This window comes from Mycobacterium sp. NTMscope_Eco_3, from assembly GCF_976985685.1.
In genome coordinates, this window is record NZ_CDRJYZ010000001.1 from 2,625,979 (window position 1) to 2,640,618 (window position 14,640).

General features: G+C 64.2%; 16 protein-coding genes. 7 read left to right on the plus strand and 9 right to left on the minus strand.

The window, feature by feature from the left end; all coding sequences use genetic code 11:
• Window positions 1-81 precede the first annotated feature (81 nt).
• Window positions 82-672 (plus strand): TetR family transcriptional regulator, encoded by a 591-nt coding sequence (locus tag AC0KTM_RS11985; protein WP_014384898.1) that lies wholly within the window; start codon window positions 82-84, stop codon window positions 670-672.
• Between the two features lie 6 nt (window positions 673-678).
• On the opposite strand, the gene AC0KTM_RS11990 is transcribed toward AC0KTM_RS11985, so the two are convergent.
• The gene (locus tag AC0KTM_RS11990) at window positions 679-1,719 is read right to left on the minus strand and encodes a spirocyclase AveC family protein (protein WP_472415586.1); all 1,041 of its coding nucleotides are present in this window, start codon (window positions 1,717-1,719) and stop codon (window positions 679-681) included.
• A gap of 82 nt (window positions 1,720-1,801) precedes the next feature.
• Window positions 1,802-2,902, minus strand: coding sequence for a phosphotransferase (locus tag AC0KTM_RS11995; protein ID WP_472415587.1), 1,101 nt, complete (start codon window positions 2,900-2,902; stop codon window positions 1,802-1,804).
• A gap of 196 nt (window positions 2,903-3,098) precedes the next feature.
• Between AC0KTM_RS11995 and AC0KTM_RS12000 the strand changes: the two genes are divergently transcribed.
• Together AC0KTM_RS12000 and AC0KTM_RS12005 are read left to right on the plus strand one after the other, a co-directional pair.
• Window positions 3,099-4,013 carry a spirocyclase AveC family protein gene (locus AC0KTM_RS12000; RefSeq protein WP_238955973.1) on the plus strand — a complete coding sequence of 305 codons (915 nt, stop codon included), beginning with the start codon at window positions 3,099-3,101 and terminating at the stop codon, window positions 4,011-4,013.
• A gap of 17 nt (window positions 4,014-4,030) precedes the next feature.
• Window positions 4,031-4,183, plus strand: coding sequence for a DUF7156 family protein (locus AC0KTM_RS12005; protein WP_014384902.1), 153 nt, complete (start codon window positions 4,031-4,033; stop codon window positions 4,181-4,183).
• A gap of 139 nt (window positions 4,184-4,322) precedes the next feature.
• On the opposite strand, the gene AC0KTM_RS12010 is transcribed toward AC0KTM_RS12005, so the two are convergent.
• The 4 genes from AC0KTM_RS12010 to AC0KTM_RS12025 all read right to left on the minus strand — a co-directional run bounded on the left by AC0KTM_RS12010 (window position 4,323) and on the right by AC0KTM_RS12025 (window position 8,706).
• Window positions 4,323-5,144, minus strand: coding sequence for a mycofactocin-coupled SDR family oxidoreductase (locus tag AC0KTM_RS12010; protein WP_472415588.1), 822 nt, complete (start codon window positions 5,142-5,144; stop codon window positions 4,323-4,325).
• Window positions 5,144-5,983, minus strand: a complete 840-nt coding sequence (locus tag AC0KTM_RS12015) for an NAD(P)-dependent oxidoreductase (RefSeq protein WP_472415589.1) — start codon at window positions 5,981-5,983, stop codon at window positions 5,144-5,146. The genes AC0KTM_RS12010 and AC0KTM_RS12015 overlap by 1 nt, the downstream gene beginning before the upstream one ends.
• Before the next feature lie 298 nt (window positions 5,984-6,281).
• Window positions 6,282-7,499, minus strand: coding sequence for an acyl-CoA dehydrogenase family protein (locus tag AC0KTM_RS12020; RefSeq protein ID WP_472415590.1), 1,218 nt, complete (start codon window positions 7,497-7,499; stop codon window positions 6,282-6,284).
• A 1-nt stretch (window position 7,500) separates the two neighbouring features.
• Window positions 7,501-8,706, minus strand: a complete 1,206-nt coding sequence (locus AC0KTM_RS12025; protein WP_308193058.1) for a cytochrome P450 — start codon at window positions 8,704-8,706, stop codon at window positions 7,501-7,503.
• A gap of 450 nt (window positions 8,707-9,156) precedes the next feature.
• Here AC0KTM_RS12025 and AC0KTM_RS12030 point away from each other — a divergent pair, with 450 nt between their 5' ends.
• From AC0KTM_RS12030 to AC0KTM_RS12045, 4 genes are all read left to right on the plus strand, one after another.
• A complete protein-coding gene (locus AC0KTM_RS12030; RefSeq protein ID WP_472415591.1) occupies window positions 9,157-9,285 on the plus strand; it encodes a hypothetical protein in 129 nt (42 codons plus the stop codon).
• 5 nt (window positions 9,286-9,290) lie between these two features.
• Window positions 9,291-10,028, plus strand: a complete 738-nt coding sequence (locus AC0KTM_RS12035) for an alpha/beta fold hydrolase (protein WP_238955978.1) — start codon at window positions 9,291-9,293, stop codon at window positions 10,026-10,028.
• 49 nt (window positions 10,029-10,077) lie between these two features.
• Window positions 10,078-10,917, plus strand: coding sequence for a thioesterase family protein (locus AC0KTM_RS12040; protein WP_472415592.1), 840 nt, complete (start codon window positions 10,078-10,080; stop codon window positions 10,915-10,917).
• Window positions 10,918-11,503: 586 nt separating this feature from the next.
• Window positions 11,504-12,415, plus strand: a complete 912-nt coding sequence (locus AC0KTM_RS12045) for a 3-carboxyethylcatechol 2,3-dioxygenase (RefSeq protein WP_238955980.1) — start codon at window positions 11,504-11,506, stop codon at window positions 12,413-12,415.
• On the opposite strand, the gene AC0KTM_RS12050 is transcribed toward AC0KTM_RS12045, so the two are convergent.
• From AC0KTM_RS12050 to AC0KTM_RS12060, 3 genes are read right to left on the minus strand one after another with little or no spacing between them, the layout of a single operon-like run.
• Complete coding sequence (locus tag AC0KTM_RS12050; protein ID WP_472415593.1) at window positions 12,368-13,708, minus strand: TetR/AcrR family transcriptional regulator; 1,341 nt, start codon at window positions 13,706-13,708, stop codon at window positions 12,368-12,370. The genes AC0KTM_RS12045 and AC0KTM_RS12050 overlap by 48 nt on opposite strands.
• A 12-nt stretch (window positions 13,709-13,720) precedes the next feature.
• Window positions 13,721-14,176 (minus strand): MaoC/PaaZ C-terminal domain-containing protein, encoded by a 456-nt coding sequence (locus AC0KTM_RS12055; protein WP_041784999.1) that lies wholly within the window; start codon window positions 14,174-14,176, stop codon window positions 13,721-13,723.
• The gene (locus AC0KTM_RS12060; RefSeq protein ID WP_472415594.1) at window positions 14,173-14,610 is read right to left on the minus strand and encodes an FAS1-like dehydratase domain-containing protein; all 438 of its coding nucleotides are present in this window, start codon (window positions 14,608-14,610) and stop codon (window positions 14,173-14,175) included. Before AC0KTM_RS12060 ends, AC0KTM_RS12055 begins: the two co-directional genes overlap by 4 nt.
• Window positions 14,611-14,640: the final 30 nt, after the last annotated feature.

The window sequence follows — 14,640 nt, forward strand, 5'->3', positions numbered from 1 at the left end:
TATCACAACGAGTGTCAACGATGTGCCGGCACCCAGAGTCGTTGTACTGTCGAGACACCCAGACTTGAAAGGGGATGGCGGATGGCCCGGGGCGATCGATCACCGCGGGACGCGCATGCGGACCGGATCCGCAATGCTCTGCTGAATTCGGCCCTGAACCTGTTCAGCACCAACGGTTACGACGAGACCACCACGGACCAGATCGCCGAGAGCGTGGGCGTTTCGCCGAGAACCTTCTTCCGCTACTTCCCGACCAAGGAGTCGGTGCTTTTCTTCGGCGAGTACGACTTCATCGACGCCGTGAGCGGTGTCTACCTCGCTCAACCGGACAAGGTGTCAGATTTCGAGGCGTTGGCGAATTCCTTCGCGTTGCTGGCGCCCGGCCTCAAGCGCATCCGTAAAAGGATCGGTCAGTACCACGACGCTGTCGCGTCGTCGCTCGTGCTGCTAGGCCGCGAGCGGAAAAACCATGAGGCCAACGCCGAGACCGTCGCCAAAGTGATCGCCGAGCGACGCCGATTGCCGGCACCCGACACCGAATGCCGGCTCTTGGCGGCCGTCGGCATGCTGCTGGTCGAGCGGGCCCTCAACCAGTGGTTGTCGACACCGGGCCGCTCGCTCGAGGACCTGATCCGCCAGGAGTTCGCCGCTCTGCCCGCGGTGCTGAAGTAGCGCGACCTAGCGATCGCCGAAACGGGTGCCGTCGGGACAGTGTCGAGGTGTGCCTGGTCCGCAAAACTGCGTGCGCAGATAGCTGGGGTAGGTCTGGGTAGGCCCGGCGTAGAAGCCGGCGAGGTTCACCGGCACGTCGTACACACCTATTGCCACCGCGTGCAGAAACCCGGTCACCGCGAGCGCCCTCAGCAGTCCTCTGACCCGTGGTCCGGCCCACCGCAGCGTCTCCACACCCGCCTCCACCCGGACCTGGCCGGCGCGGTTGCGAAAGAACATCAGCGCTCCGCTGGAGCTGAGCACCAGCGACCACAGGAGGGGTCCGTAGAGCGGTATCTGCATCGTCTGACCCGCCCAGAGCGTGACGCCGGGAATCGACGCCGGATAGCCGAGCAGGCCGTGGCGCACCGCAAAGATCTCGAGCGGAAACTCGATGACGTACACCGCAAGCCAACCGGTGCAGAACGTGCGGACGGGCCCCAGCATCGGCCACCGGCACCGGGCCCGCCCCATGGTCCATCGGGCGATCGAGCCCATGGCCAGCGGCATCCAGATGTAGATCATTCCGATCATCAGCACCGGCTCGGCCATCAATCGACCGTCCGGGCTGAGCCAGCCGGGGATATTTTGCGTCCAGTTACCGAAGTTGACCAGGCCGGCGTTGTAGAACAGCACCGGCTGAAACCAGTTGATCAGGGGGTCGTGCCACCATGCGATCGCCGATCCGATCACGATGGCGGCTTCGACGCAGAGTTGACGTTCGCGCAGGCTTTTGCGGACGACGTAGCCGATGGCGACCAGAGCGAGTAGCGGGCAGACAATCTGGAAGACCGCTATCGCGACCCGGGTGCCGCCCGGGATCGGATCAGGACCCGGACCCACCGGTGATGCGTTCCCGGAGATGATCCATGACACGTAGACGTAGGCGGCAACGACGACGCACACGGCGCCGACACTCGACCAGAACAGCACTGGCCGAATCGTCTTGATCTGCGGGGGCTCGACGGCCGATGGCTCTGTCCAGCTAGAGGACTTCAGATCCGTCACTTGGTAGCTCCTTCGGCATGACCTAACCAAAGATGACAGTTCACTGTCATAGAGTCAACGTCCGGCATCGGATGCCGGGCTGCTAACGGTACAGCCGGTTCATCAGCGCGGCGGTGTCGAGATCCTCGACGGCCGTGCAGGCCCGCCGGAAGGCAGCGACGGAATTCTGCTGTGCCTGCAGGCCCGGCCAATTGATCGTCATCGCTGTCGCATCCCAGGCTTCTGCGGCGAAAAGGCGGTATAAGTCGAACGCGGTGTCGAACGCCGGTACGTCCTTCACTCCGTGGGCACGGAGACCCTGCAGGTATCGCTCGATGAGATCGCGCTCCACACCGCGACGCATCTCCGGTTCCAGGCCGGTGGTCATCCAGTAGGACACCTCCCGCAGTCCCGGCCCCCGCCAAATCACTTGCCAGTCAAGAAGTCCGGACCGTCCGTCAGCCCAAACGAAGGTGTTGCCCAGATGCGAGTCGCCGTGCAAGAGGGTCAACGGCCCCGACTCGAACTCCCGGTAATAGGCATCTGCATGCGTGTCGAGAGCCGCCGCGACAGCCCGCACGGCAGGCGTCACCTCGGGACGCTCCCGGCGAAGTGCCCCGCGGCGGCCTCGCGAGTAGAACATCTTCAACACGCCGTATCCCGGCCGGGTGCTCCACGTTCGAACCCACGACAGATCCCCTACCAACCGCGGGCTCTCCCAAAATCGGGCATGCAACGTCGCAAAGGCGTCGATCAGTCCCTGCGCGTGGCCGATGTCGCACCTGTCGGCCAATGCGTACGGCCGACCGCCGGCGGCAACGATATCCTCGAGAACGATCAGGAATCGCGCTCCGACCCCGGCACGCGCATACCAGGAGCGCGGGGTGACTCCACCGAGTTCGTCGGCGGCCTCGTTGTAGAAGCGTGCCTCGTTGACGGCCATCCCCAATGCCGCCACCATCGTGCGGTTCTTTGCAGACAGCGGGGTGCTCTTGAGAAACAGACGGTCGGGCAGTCCCGCTGTCCGACCCGAGTCGTTCCATTCAACCGCCAGGCGCCGACGGTCTGTCGTACCCGTTGTGCCGTCCAGCGGTGAAATCCGCTGCGCCACAGCACCCGGAGTCGTACTCACCAGGTGTCTCGTCAACCATTCGGCCGTGACATCCGCCGCTGACGACGGGCCGGATCCGGGCAGCGTCGGCAAGACTGCGGCGACAAGCTCGCCCGCCGCGGTGAGATTCGCTGCCGCCGCGCTGGCACGATGCCGCAGCGTTCGAGTCGTCACGGAGCGACACCCCCATTGCAGATTCAGGTGACAAACGACATGTAGTGAACTAGGTTACACATGTACCAAAAACGTGTTGGACTCCGCTCCAACACTTGCTCGTTGAGAGGCAACGATGCTGTCAGCCGCTTCGGATCTGGCACCACCCGCGACCGTCGAACCATCCGGCGTGTGGTTCTTCAACTGGGTCATCCCCATCGTCGGGAGCATCTTCATCGTGCTGGCAATAGCCGACGCGATTCGTCGCCGACGCCTGACCTGGGGGTTCCTGTTCCTCTTCAACAGCCTTGCGGTGTATTGGATGGAGACCATCGGCGACTGGGGGCAGATGCTCTTCTACAGTCCGTTGTTTGCACAACACCACGTGCTCGAGTGGCTGCCTGTCAAGACCCCACACGATCCGCTATTCATGCCGTTCGCCTACGCGGTGTACTGGGGCGTACATGCGCTGCTGGTGCTGTGGCTCAGCCAATGGGTTTCCATCCGGTTCGGTTGGAGCATGCTCAAATCGATGGTGATACTTGCGATTCCGGTCAACTACGTCTGGGACTTCGTCGTCGAGGGCACGGCGACGGCGATGGGCTGGTGGACATATGACCCCGGCATCGGGCCCGTGCTCCAATGGGGCAACGGCGGCCGCATCACATTGCTCTGGACGATCGGCATCATGTGTGTCTGGCCCAACTTGATCGCCTACTGGGCCGGCAAACCGCCGATACGTGGCCTCAACCACTTCGAGCGATTCTGCCGATTGGATCGATTCACCGTGCCGAAGGTCATTCCGCCTCCTCCCGGCGACACCGTCGCTGCCGGCTCGGTCGCCGTCGCCACCAGGCAGGTGCAACCGACCAAGCAGCAGGAGTTCGACGCGTGGCTGAACTACGAGGTCACCATCCCGCGCTGGCGGTTCGAATTCCTGCGGCTCGGTGCCTGGTTCGTCGTTTTCCAGGTCAGCTTCTTTGTGTTCCTTGTCGTTCCGCTCCTGGTGATGCGCGCGGCTACCGGCGCCGACAGCCCCTACGTTCCGTGATTTGAAGGGACCTCGATGTGAAAGAGCTACCGGCGGAATTCTTCCTTCCGCCACAGAGCAACGCCGCCCTGTGGCGCGAGACCGTCAAACTGGTCGGAGGATCCTTAACTTTTCTCGTGGTTCTCGGCGTCATCGTGGCGCTCACTCAGGGCATCGTCATCGCGATGTGACGTCGCGGCTGGGGCCACGACCAGCTCCTGGGGCACACGATGGTGACCTGCGCCGCCTTGCCGACGAGCCTTAGTGCCCCTTCCCGGCCAATCCGTTTGCTCCGCGGGTGACGACGAAGAAGAAAGCGAGGCGAAACGCTCAGAACTGCGCCATGCCCTGGTCGACCGACAAACGGGTGGCCGTTACGAAGCGCGACTCGTCAGAGGCCAGCCAACACACCGCGGCCGCAACGTCTTCCGGCTCGCAGGCCCACTGTGGAAGGAACGGCGTCCCCATGTTGTTGAGGGTGGGGTTGGTTTCGATCGCGGCAAACAGCGCGGCGATCATGTCCCCGCTCCCCATCGGCGTGTTGACCGGCCCGGGGTGCACGCTGTTGACCCTGATTTCGTGCTTGCCCAGCTCTGCGGCGAAGGCCCGGGCCATGCCTGTGACGGCATGCTTGCTGGCGGTGTAGTGCACCATGTAGGGCTGCACCTTCACCCCGGCATAGGAGCTGATCAGGATGATCGACCCGCCGCGGCCACCGTCGATGATCCGTTGCGCACCGGCCATCACGGTGTTCCACGTACCCGTCACATTGACGTCGATGATGTCGCGAAACGCTTCTGGGGTGATCTCGTTCCATGGCGACGGGATGCAGATCCCGGCGTTGGCCACGATGACGTCCAATCGCCCGTAGGCTTCGACGCCCTCGTTCACAGTGGTTCGTAGCGCGTCCAGATCGCGGATGTCCGTGGCGGTAGCCACGATTCGGCTACCTTTCGCTTTGACCAACTCCACGGTCTCGGCGAGGTCGTCTGCGGTTGCCGATGGGTAACGCACTGATTCGGGCAACGGGCCGGCGAGGTCGACGGCGATGATGTCGGCCCCTTCTTCCGCCATCCGCACCGCGTGTGCGCGGCCCTGGCCCCTGGCGGCACCGGTGATGAATGCGACCTTGCCCGCGAGTCGACCCGTCATCAGGGTGTTGCTCCGGTCGCTAAGTCGACGGCGTCGAGCTCCAGCGGACCCTCCCGTACAGCGGTGCCCAGCAACCCGAGTTCCACGCCCGCCTCGGCGGCGGCCTCGCGGCATGCCGCGATGTCCTTGCGCAGGAACGGTCCGGCCAGCTCGGCGAACCGGTCCATCCCGCCGATGCGGTGGGCGTGGGCGGCCGCATGACTGTTGGCGCTACACACTCGCAGCGTGGACAACAGCACGTCGGAATCGACGCCCAGCCGGCCACCCAGTTGGGTTGCGGCTGCCAGGAGTTGAGCGTTGGCGGCGAACAACAGGTTGTTGATCAGCTTGAGCGCCAACGCGCTGCCCAGCACACCGGTCGGCACCACCGGGTCGGCGTAGGCGGCCAGGATCGGCGTCACGGCGGAGACCGCGTCGCCCGGCCCCCCGATCAGCACCGTCAACGTACCCGCGGCGATGTCGTCCGCGGTCCCGCTGACCGGGGCGTCGAGGATAATCGGCGCCGTGGGAGAACCGTCCGACAACGCCTCGAGCGTGGCCAGTGTGCCTGTCGTATGAGACACGAACACCGAGCCCGGCTTCGCGTTGGCGATGAAACCGTCTGGCCCGACGCCGGTTTCGCGCAGCTGCGCGTCGGAGAACAGGCATGAGATGAGGAAGTCGCTGCCGCGCGCCAAGCCGGCCACCGAATCGGCGATCGCTGCACCCTTCGCCTCCAGTCGTTGGCGGGCCTCCTCGCGCCGGGCGTAGACCAGCACCTCGTGGCCGGCGCCGAGCAACCGCTCGACCATGGGTTCTCCGAGTTGTCCGGCGCCGAGGAATCCGACGGTATTGGTCATTGCTCTCCTCTAAGCGTCGGCGGATACGGTGCCGCCGAGCGGCCACCGCTCCCGACGTGATCCACTGCGACGACGAACCCCGGAGTCGGCCAGGTGCTCGCCAAAGCTGTACCCGGGGTAGCCGTCGATGTCAATGTGCCAGTAGTGCTTGTCGTATGTACCCCCGGCGAGACAGAGCAGCACGCCACGCACGTCGGCAGGATGCCGAGGCAGAAACCGCCATGCCTCCTGAGTCAGTTCCTCATCGGACCCGACGCCTCTGGTGACGTCGAACGCCAACGAACGTCGCATGCGCGCGCTAACCCGTCACATCTCGGCCGATCAGCTGTCGGGCTATCACCCACTGCAGCACTTCGTTTGCGCCCTCGAAGATCTCGAGAATCTTCGCATCCCGGTAGAGCTCTTCGAGCCGGAACGTCTCACCCGTCTCCGACACCTTGCGAGCGAACCCATACCCGCCGTAGACCTGGATCGCGTCACGGGCCAGGTCGGCGGCCAGCCGGGTGGCGAACGACTTGGCCATCGACGCCTCAGGCTCGGCGTGACGCTCACCGCTATCGACTCGCAGCGCTGCTTTCTGATACAAGTTTCGCGCGCACTCGAGCTCAGTGGCACGTTCGGCGAGCCGGTATTGCCAATGTTGCATCGCACCAAGGGGCTTGCCGAACACGTGGCGCGTGCGCATCCGCTCGACCGCCAGATCGAGGGCAGCCTGCGCGACGCCCACTCCAGCAGCGGCGATACCGATGCGGCCGTAGCTCAGCGTGGCAAGGGCGACCGACAATCCGTTGCCCGGCTCCCCCAGCACATTCGCGCGCGGGACGACGACTTGGTCGAAGTCGATGTCCGCGGTGAGCTGGCCGCGGTGTCCCATCTTCAGGTCGGGCGTGCCGATTCTTATGCCGGGGCTGTTCTTCAGATCGATGGCGAGCATCGTCATGCCTCGCCCGCTGCGACACAGCACCGCGACCCAGGCGGCCACTGGACTATTGGTGATCCAGCGCTTTCGCCCGGTCACCACGAAACCGTCGGAGGTCTCCTCGGCGACCGTCTGCATCGCCTCGACGGACAAATCGCTGCTGGCGTCGGGTTCGGTTGTGGCGAAGGCGAAGACGAGGTCACCGCTGACGAGTCCAGGAACGAGCTTTGCCTGCAACTCGCTCGAGCCGAACGACAACGCCTTTGGCACCAGGATGCACTGGCCGTCGTACACGCCCGCCATGCTGCTGCTGTGATAGGCGATCTCCTCGGTCGCCGTGCAGGTACCGAGCAAGGGGTACTGCAGCCCACGGCCGAATTCCGGGCCGAACGGGATCGCGAAGACGCCCTCGTCGGCAAGTCCGCGAAAAGCCTTCCATGGAAAGCTGTCCGCGGTCTCTTCGCGCTGGCCTATCTCAGCGGCGTGGGGTGCGACGGCCTTCTCGACGGCGAGTCGGACTTCTGCTCGCAGTTCGACGATTTCTGCGGGAAGCCCGATGTCGTGCCAGATCCTGTCCTGTGCGCGTGGCACGCTCACGTCACTGCCACGTCAGGTTCAGTGAATCCAGACCGAATATCTGGCCGCCATGCTCTTTCGCCTGCTCGGCGAGTTCGTAGTCTGGAATGCGTTTGTGCCACTCCTCTAGAATCACCACCATCTCCTGGCGGGCCAAGTGCGAACCGAGGCATCGGTGCGGCCCACCGCCGAAGGACAGGTGACGGGTGACGCCGCGGTCCAGGTCGACTCGACGCGCGTCTGGGTACACCGTCTCGTCGCGGCCGGCGAGAGCCAACGGGAACGACGCCATATCGCCCGCCTTGACTGGGCACCCATGGAAGTCCATGTCCTGGGTCGCTTTCCGCGCCGTCTGCACGATGGGATAGGCCCGCAACATCTCCTCGACCGCCTTCGGAATGAGCTCCGGTTCGGCGAGGATCCTGGCGCGGTCGGTTGGATGACTGGCCAGGTGCAGCATCGCGTAAGACAGCTGGTTGGAAACCGTGTCAAGCCCGGCCATGAACAGCAGCAGGAGGCAGTTAAGTAGCTCCAGGTCGTTGATCGGCTCACCATCGATGGCCCAGTCGATGGCCTTGCTGACGATGTCGTCGGCGTCGGGGTCACGGTTCTCGCGCCGCTGCTGAATCAGGTCCGAGAAGTAGCCCATCACGTGCGTCATGCCTTCGAGCCGCGCGGCGTTGACCTCTTCGCCCACCCCGCTCTGATGCAGGATGATGTCCTCCCATGCCAGGAACTTCTCGAGATCGTCGATAGGCATGCCCATGATCGTCAGGAAGACCGTCGACGGAAACACGCGCGAGATCTGGGCGACGAAGTCGCAGCAGCCCTCGCCAATCAGCCCATCGATCAGTTCCCCTGCCAGTCTTTGCTGCTCCTCGCGCAATCCTTTAACGCGCCCGGGTGAGAAATACTCTCCTAGCAGATGGCGCCACTTGGTATGGTCGGGCGGGTCGAGCATGACGGGAATCCACTTGTACGGCGGATCCGGTTCGGTTGGCACGATGACACTGCTCGACCAGAGCTCCGGGTGCTGGAGTCCGTCGTGGATCACCGAGTTCTCGGTGAACACCCAGTAATCCATGCCGACCTCGGTATTACGGAATGCCGGACGCGCGTCCTCTTGACATTCGTCTAGCCGGCGGAAGTGGGTCAGCGCGGGACTACCGGCCGTGTTCATCTCCAACTCTTTGACGGGACAGACTGCGCTGGGCTGACTCTCGATCATGTCGTCCTTCTGTGCTGCCGTGCTCGAGGGGACACCAGGTCCGTGGTGGGAACCCGTCGACGTGCCCTCCGCTGAGCGGTGTGGCAGCCAGCTGACTGCCAGATTCAACTGGGTGTCGCCGGGCCGGCGGCACCCGACGCATAGAACTAGGTTAACTATGTCACTGTCCGGTACACAAGCCCCGAGCTTGTTCGTCTACTGGCTCTGCACCCACGAGCTGGATTCCACCTTCGTTTTGATGCGCCGAGGCGCCATAATCAGCTATACATTTATATGTTCCCTACGACTACGCACGCTCGGTAACCCGGTAGAGACGTTGTGTGATGCATCCGAGGTGTCCGCCGGATCGAATTTTGAGGAGCGTCCCTGATCGAGCAGACCGACCTGGCCACCGTCGAATTTCACGTCGATGACCATCTGGCGACCGCGGCGCTGAACCGTCCCGAGCGGGTGAACGGCTTCACCCGGCAGACGGCGGCCGCCATCGCCGCCCGCGACGACACGTCCGACGCCCACATCGGCGACGCGGGTGCCAATCCCGATTCGCTCAACAACAAGAAGCGACCGCGAACGCGGTGACGAAGATGCCACTCCCCGATCTCGTCCTCGTCCACGGCGGTGAGCATGCCGGTGATTGCTGGAATCTCGTTGTCGCCGAATTGCACCGCCAGGCACCGGAACTGCGCACCCTGGCCGTGGATCTCCCCGGCCGCGGCCGCACGCCCGGAGACCTCACATCTGCCACCATCGCCAAGTGGGTCGACTCCGTCGTGGCCGACATCGAGCGGGAGGGGTTTGGCGACATCGTAATCGTCGGCCACTCGATGGCCGGGGTGACGGTGCCCGGTGTCGTCACCAAACTCGGGCCCTCCCGGGTGCGGGAGATGATCCTGGCCGCCGCGTTCGTACCGCCGCAGGGCCTGTCCATCGCGGACACGTTGCGCGGTCCATTGGCCGTCTTCGCGCGGCAGGCCGCGAAGGGCGGCCGACCGATGAAGATTCCACGCCTCGTATCCCGATATGCGTTCTGCAACGGCATGACTCGCGAACAACGTCGCCTTACGATGGCGCTGCTGTCTGCCGAGTCGCCGAAGATCCCCGGCGAGCCGGTAGATCGCAGCGAAATGCCCGACGACGTGCCGCGCACCTGGATACTGACTACTCGCGACCGGGCGCTCTCACAGACGTCGCAACACGCCAGCATGGCCGCGCTCGGCGGCGTGCAGGAGGTCATCCCGATCGCTGCCTGCCACGAATTGATGTTCAGCCACCCGGAGCGGCTGGCGGAGATCCTCCTCGCCCGATGCCGACTGCGGAGCTGAAAACATTTGCGGCGCCAGGCGACCGCTCGACGAGAGGTATCAAAATAATATGACCGTGGACTCGGCCGGCTCTATGCCCGCGTGCTTCTTCGTCACCAACGGCAGAGACTATGTGCCAACTCCTTTAGCGAGAGGGCCGTGGGGTCCTTCCCTGAGTGGTAACTACATCGGTGGACTACTCGGGCGTGCGGTCGAGCAACATGTCGATGACATCGATCTGCAACCCGCCCGGCTGACGGTGGACCTACTCAGGCCGGTGGCACTGCAGGCCGTACAGGTGCATTCGTCGGTGGTGCGCGACGGCCGAAGACTTCGGCTGGTCGACGCGGTCATGACTCAGAACGACGCCACCGTGGCACGGGCCAGTGCTCTGTACCTTCGTCGCAGTGAGTTGGCCGTGGACAAGGTGTGGACGTGGCCTGTTGCGATGCCTCCAGTCCCCGCCGAGCCCGACGTCGTGCCCGACGACCTGCCCATCTTGTTGCATTCGTACGGTCGCGATCCGGTTGCCGGCAGTCCGGGTGTCGGCGTCACCGAGTGGAGACACAACGGGCAGAAGTTCGCGTGGGTTCGGGAGACGAAGACGCTCGTCGATGACGAGCCGCTGTCACCCTTCACTCGCGCAGTCATGGCCGGTGACGTCACCAGTTCGCTAACCCACTGGGGCGTTGCGGGACTACAGTTCATCAACGCCGACTACACGATCTCGCTCAGTCGCTTGCCCAAAGGCGTCTACATAGGACTGGCATCGGTAACGCACTACGACCATGAGGGCGTTGCCACCGGCGTCGCGACGTTGTTCGACGAACTGGGGCCCATCGGCAGCGGGCTGGCCACGGCGTTGGCGAATGGCGGGTTCTCGCCGCCGATGTCGATGGTGTCGACTTGACTCGCGCCCGTTCCCTTTGGTGTGGGAACTGCCGAGGTTGTTCTTGCGTGGATGGTCAATCCGTTGTCGGCGACACGCGTTCCCGATCCAAGAGGGCAGTTCACTGTCACAATGCCAACGGTACGGCGACGTCTGACAATCGTGTCACACTGTCTACCGACGATATTTCGCAATATTCTCCTGGCAGAACTTGCTGTTTCGTGCAAGGAGCTCTGGCCGATGTTGCAGGGTGTTGTCTATATCTGACGGTGATGGCACACTTTGGGGAGTAACCAGGTCATCAGTTTTCCCACAGGGCGCACGGATCGGAATCGAGGTCGGATTGACCACCGACGAACTTCCCAAGGTTTCCACCGATCTTCCGCAAGTCCCGGGGCAGGCGGTGCCGCTTGAGCGCAAGGATCGACGCCGATAGGTGCATGGGCCATGGCATGTGTTTATACATTGGCGCCCAACGTATTCGAGTATGACGACGTGGGTAGGGCCACGTGATTGGAGATGGTGAGGTGCCGCAGGAGCACCCCGATGAAGCAGGCAACGGTGCCGCGAACTGCCCTGAGGGCGCGATATGGACGGGCTGACTTCAATGACTTCGAGTCGGTTGGTGGTCTGCGCGAGCCACAGCCCGGGCAAGGAGCGCGACGTCGAGAAGGCGTTCGGGCCCGTATTCCGCTCGGCCCTGGCGACCGCTGCAGATGCGGTGAACAGCTTCGACCCCGACATCGTCATCGTGTTCGGTGGCGATCACCGCCGCGCATTCACCACTGTGGTACCCACGTTCGGGGTTGCACTGTCCGCTTCGATCATCGCGGAGGGCGGCCATCCCGCAGGCGAATTGGCGGTGCCGGCGGCGTTGGCACGCGCGCTGTGCGAGCACTTGCTCAGTGAGGCATTTGACGTCGCGGTGTGTCGCGACGTCAAACTGGATCATGCTTTCGCACAGCCGATTCGGGATCTGTTGGGCACTCTACATGCCAAGCCTGTCATTCCGATTGCGGTGAATTGCGCGACTGCCCCGCTGCCGACCGGTCGGCGAGTCGCCGACTTCGGCGCGGCGGTCGGGCGTTTCCTCGACACGGTGAATCAGCGGGTGCTGCTCATCGGCACCGGCGGTCTGTCCCATTCACCACCAAGCCTAGAAGTCGACACCTACCAACTCAGCGACGACGAGCGGGCGCGAATCATCGCTGCGGGAATGGCAGATGCGCGCAACAAGATACGGCCGGACTGGGATGCCGAGGTGCTGCAGGCGATGTCGACCTGGGACGCCGCGACGCTGATTCGACTCGTGGACTCCGCGCACACGCGGGCAGGTGCCGGCGCCAACGAGGTCAGGACCTGGGTCGCCGCCGGTGCCGCCGGTGGCGGTAGGCCAGTCAACCCCCTGGCCTACGAGCCGGTTCCGGAATGGATCACAGGGATGGCCGTCGCCGCTTCCGCCCCCGGTGCGTTAGGTCGTGTGACCGAAGAACCCGCGCTGAAGACAGCTGATCAATAGCTCGACCAGACCGTCACCGTCAATGGGCTCCGGCAGATCCAACGCCGCCTGCGGCACCCGGGTGACGAGCGCGCGCAGGATCAGCGCCGAAACCAATGGATCGAACGGGTATGGACCAGGTCGACGGATCAGCATTCTCGCCGCGCCGAGGTCCATCAGGACCTGGCCGTGCTCACCGATGCCGACGATCGTTGGGTCGTCGGTGGCAGCCTCCGCCCACGCCTCGATGCAGCCGGAATATCGGTCGTAGAACTCGACGTAGGTGGCTAGCCAGTGTCGCAGAGTCGGCTCTTCCGTGATTGGGTCGACGTGCGAAATCCTATCTGCGAAAGCCTTTCCGGCCCCGTAGATCTCAGCCGCCACGGCGGCGAGCAGATCCTGCTTGTCACTGAAGTACTTGTAGAACGTGCCTCGCGCGACGTCGGCGGCCTCGACGATGTCGTCGACGCTGGTGCTGCGGTAGCCGCGAGCGCGGAACTGAGCCGCACCGGCTTCGGCTAGCGCCGTGACCGTGGCGACAGCCCGCTTGCTGAGACTGGCGGTGCGTTCGCTGATCGAAAGTCCCTCGACCGTCGGTTCGTCTGGCAGCTCGACGGCGTCCACGTCTGCGGCCGGGTTGGTGCTGCCGTGTAGCCGCAGCGAGGTCAACACCGCAGGCGGCGTGTCGGGGAACAACATCAGCTGCAGGAAGACCGAGAGCGTGTCGACCGCATCTTTCGCAGTACGGCCGTATGCGCGGTTGGTGTGCACGAACAGGTTGATGCGGTGCACGAGTGCGGTCATCGTCATGGCCGCCACTTCCTGGTCGAGGCCTCGCAGTCCCGACGCGCCGAGCCGCTCGGCGACGCGGTGGTTGTAGCTGCGCACGAATCGGGTGATCTCCGGGCGCACCTTGGTGTCCGAGGAGGCGATGGCCGTCCACTGCACGAACATCGTGGAGTACTTGTCGAATACCCAGCTCCACTCCCCGAGCCACCAGTTCAGGTTGTCGAATCCCACCTCGTCCGGCCCGAGCGGCCCGATGCGGCGAGCCACTCGGAACAACGCGCTCCCGCATTCATTGAGCAACTCAAGGAAGATCTCGTCCTTGCCCTTGAAGTACTGGTACAGGGTGGCCCGGGACACTCCGGCACCTTTGGCGATCGCATCGACGGAGGTGTCGAAGTACCCGAGTCGGCCGAACAACTCCAGGGAAACCTCGGTGATCTTGCTCCTCGTGCTGGCCCCGCGGGCACCGATGGCGGGGCTGGACGGGCCGTAACTGGCCCGGCGGACGATCGAGGCTTCGGACATGATCGGTTAAGCCTATGGCCGATCCGCGTTCGACGTGGCACTCGGTGGCGCGTTTCGCGGTATGAGGAATTGTGCGGAACCGGTGATTGCGACCCCGCCGGTCTGGCGGGTGACGGTCAACTCGACAGACAGGCGGTCAGCGTCCCCCTCCTCGCAGATCTCGGTGACGGTGCCCGCGCACGTCAGTACATCACCCGGCCAGACCTGTTCGCGGAATCTGACCCCGAAACGGCGCACGTTGCCCGCGCCCATCCAATCGGTCGCAAATCCCGCGAGCAGCGCTGCCGAGAACATTCCCTGCGCGAACACCGACGGGTATCCGGCGGACCGCGCGAGTTCGTCGTCGTAATGCATGGGGTTCAGGTCCCCGGACGCCCCCGCATAGCGGACGAACATCTGACGGGTGAGCGGACCGAATTCGCGTGGTGGGGCCTCCGCGCCGACGCGCAAGGCAGTTGCGGCCGTCACTTCTCGGCCGCCGTTTCGATGAACGTCGCCTTCGCCTCGGCAACCAATGCTCCTGCGGCATCCCGGTATTCGGTTACTACAGTGGCGAAGCGCATCGTGCCGCCGCGCTTACCCGGCTTTTCGAATCGGTCGACCACTCGCTCCCGGGCGGTGAGCACGTCGCCCGCAGCGGGCAGGTCGCCATAGAAGGCGTACTCCTGTTCGCCGTGTAGCAGGCGCTTGCGGTCGAAGCCCACGCTGACCCGCACACCGGGCGGCGCCCACCGGGCGGCGCTGGTGAGGAACGTGGGCGGAATGATCGCGTCGGGGCCGCGGTAGGCAGGCTCGTCGCTCAGCATGGCCTCGGCGAACTCGGCGATCTTGCCGCGCTCGACGACGACCTCCCAGGGCTGTCCGTGGCCCAGATCGGCGTCGCCTTCGGACGGTGCAGTCATAGTGACCAATAGTGTCAGAAAAAGTACTGG

What these genes read in the sequence shown, in the direction of transcription:
- AC0KTM_RS12060 (WP_472415594.1), bottom strand. Translation starts at nt 14,610, where the DNA reads ATGACTGCACCGTCCGAAGGCGACGCCGATCTGGGCCACGGACAGCCC.
- AC0KTM_RS12000 (WP_238955973.1), top strand. Translation starts at nt 3,099, where the DNA reads ATGCTGTCAGCCGCTTCGGATCTGGCACCACCCGCGACCGTCGAACCA.
- AC0KTM_RS12040 (WP_472415592.1), top strand. Translation starts at nt 10,078, where the DNA reads ATGACCGTGGACTCGGCCGGCTCTATGCCCGCGTGCTTCTTCGTCACC.
- AC0KTM_RS12015 (WP_472415589.1), bottom strand. Translation starts at nt 5,983, where the DNA reads ATGACCAATACCGTCGGATTCCTCGGCGCCGGACAACTCGGAGAACCC.
- AC0KTM_RS12025 (WP_308193058.1), bottom strand. Translation starts at nt 8,706, where the DNA reads ATGATCGAGAGTCAGCCCAGCGCAGTCTGTCCCGTCAAAGAGTTGGAG.
- AC0KTM_RS12035 (WP_238955978.1), top strand. Translation starts at nt 9,291, where the DNA reads ATGCCACTCCCCGATCTCGTCCTCGTCCACGGCGGTGAGCATGCCGGT.
- AC0KTM_RS12045 (WP_238955980.1), top strand. Translation starts at nt 11,504, where the DNA reads ATGACTTCGAGTCGGTTGGTGGTCTGCGCGAGCCACAGCCCGGGCAAG.
- AC0KTM_RS12010 (WP_472415588.1), bottom strand. Translation starts at nt 5,144, where the DNA reads ATGACGGGTCGACTCGCGGGCAAGGTCGCATTCATCACCGGTGCCGCC.
- AC0KTM_RS11985 (WP_014384898.1), top strand. Translation starts at nt 82, where the DNA reads ATGGCCCGGGGCGATCGATCACCGCGGGACGCGCATGCGGACCGGATC.
- AC0KTM_RS12050 (WP_472415593.1), bottom strand. Translation starts at nt 13,708, where the DNA reads ATGTCCGAAGCCTCGATCGTCCGCCGGGCCAGTTACGGCCCGTCCAGC.